Genomic DNA, 1,776 nt, shown 5'->3' with positions numbered 1-1,776 from the left:
GCCGCAGGACTTAGCCTACTTGCCGAGTTTGCATACGGAGCGAATAAACGAGGGGTATTGAGCGAGTATCTTGACACGCTCGGTAAGGATATGCAGAGCAAAATAAACATTACCACTAGCCCAAGTGGCAGCGCCGGTGACGATATTATGGTGGGCTCGGAAAATAACGACACTCTCTACGGCGATAACGGCAATGACATTCTAATCGGCGGAGCAGGCAACGATAGATTGGAAGGTAGCAATGGAGACGATACCTATATCTTTAATAAAGGAGACGGGCAAGATACTATTCAAGATTTCGGAGGAACGGATACCATAGAATTTGGTGAAGGAATCTCTCTTAGCGATCTAATAGTTAGGCGCACCGGATTTTATTCTACCGATATGACCATATCTATAAGAGGCACTAACGATGGGATTGAAATTTTAGACGTATTCACTATAGGTGCTATCCCTGATGAATATAAAATAGAGAAATTTAAATTTCATGACGGAACAACCTTGTCATTTGACGAATTCTGGAAACAAACATATTTCCAAGGAACGGAAGGTAATGATGTGCTTCGTGGCAATAATGAGGATAATACCCTGTACGGAAACGGAGGAGATGATCGATTAGAAGGCGGAGAGGGTAACGATACCTATGTTTTTGGAAAGGAGGATGGAAATGATACTATATCAGATACCTCTGGCGAAAATAAGATTAAATTTAAAGAGGGAATTAGTAAAGAAAACATCACCTTCCAAAGGGTTGATAATGATCTGCTTCTCAAATACGGCGAAAACGATACCGTTCGTATAAATAACCAATTCGGCGGCTCGTCTATCGAGCAGATCGCGCTTGCTAGCGGAGAGTATATCACTGCCAGCAAAATCAATAAGATCATCGAGGATCTCAACGTTTACGCCGCAAATAACGGTATGAGCAATATTTCGATGGATGATATGAAAAATAATCCGGATATCATGCAGATGTTTGCGAGCGGCTGGGGGAATTGATCGCCCCCTCACACACTGCGTACTTTAAATACTCGCGGCGCTTCGCTGAACAACTAACTCGCAAAACGCCGCCGCTTCATAATACCGGCGGCGGAAGCGCGGCAGGTTCCGTGATAATGCAAATCTACGAAAAGCTCGCCCAGATGGGCTACATCGATGCCAACGCAACGACTAACAAAGACAGCGCAAAGAAGACGAAGTAGGGTGGAATTTAAAATTATAAAATTTTAGAATTCTACTCGTCCTTTGCTTGCTCGAAATTTTAAAATTTAGCAAGCCTTTGCGGGTTTAAAATTTTGAAATTTACCCCGCTTCCGTGAGTCTGAAATTTTAAAATTTCGTGCAGGCTAGAGGTATAGAATTTATCTTGTCTTTAGGATTTGGAATTTTAAAATTTCATACAGCCCATGCTTTGTTTGCTTTAGATTTTAAAATTTAGCGCAGCTCGGAGGCTTTGAAATTTAGAATTTTACCCGTCCTTCGCAGACTTTAAATTTTAAAATTTAGAGTAGCAAAAGACCTTGAAATTCGATATGGCAAAGCAGTTTTAAATTTTAAATATGCCGTAAGAATAAAAGGGTAAAATGCGGCGAAATTTTTATATGAGTAGAGGATTTGATGAGAGATTGCGATAAAGAGCCGGTAGCGGCAAAAAGCTCTTTATAACGCAAACGTTAAAACGGATAAACGCTCTGCCAAGCAAGCTCCAATAAAACAAATCCTACTTCCTACTATATATTTATGAGCGCATAGGCGAATATAAACATATCGTAAAAT

General features: G+C 40.7%; 2 protein-coding genes. Both read left to right on the top strand.

All coding sequences use genetic code 11. The features are described 5' to 3' along the window. Nucleotides 1–999 (top strand): calcium-binding protein (locus Q0117_RS08630; protein WP_297924599.1); only part of this gene is annotated, 999 nt, incomplete at its 5' end. Next, the gene (locus Q0117_RS08625; RefSeq protein ID WP_297924597.1) at nucleotides 996–1,202 is read left to right on the top strand and encodes a hypothetical protein; all 207 of its coding nucleotides are present in this window, start codon (nucleotides 996–998) and stop codon (nucleotides 1,200–1,202) included. The genes Q0117_RS08630 and Q0117_RS08625, both read left to right, overlap by 4 nt. Nucleotides 1,203–1,776 lie beyond the last annotated feature (574 nt).

It is taken from the genome of uncultured Campylobacter sp., from assembly GCF_937997535.1.
Classification (GTDB): domain Bacteria; phylum Campylobacterota; class Campylobacteria; order Campylobacterales; family Campylobacteraceae; genus Campylobacter_B.
Note: the sequence above shows the minus strand (reverse complement) of the source record. Positions and strands in the feature narration are given on the sequence as shown.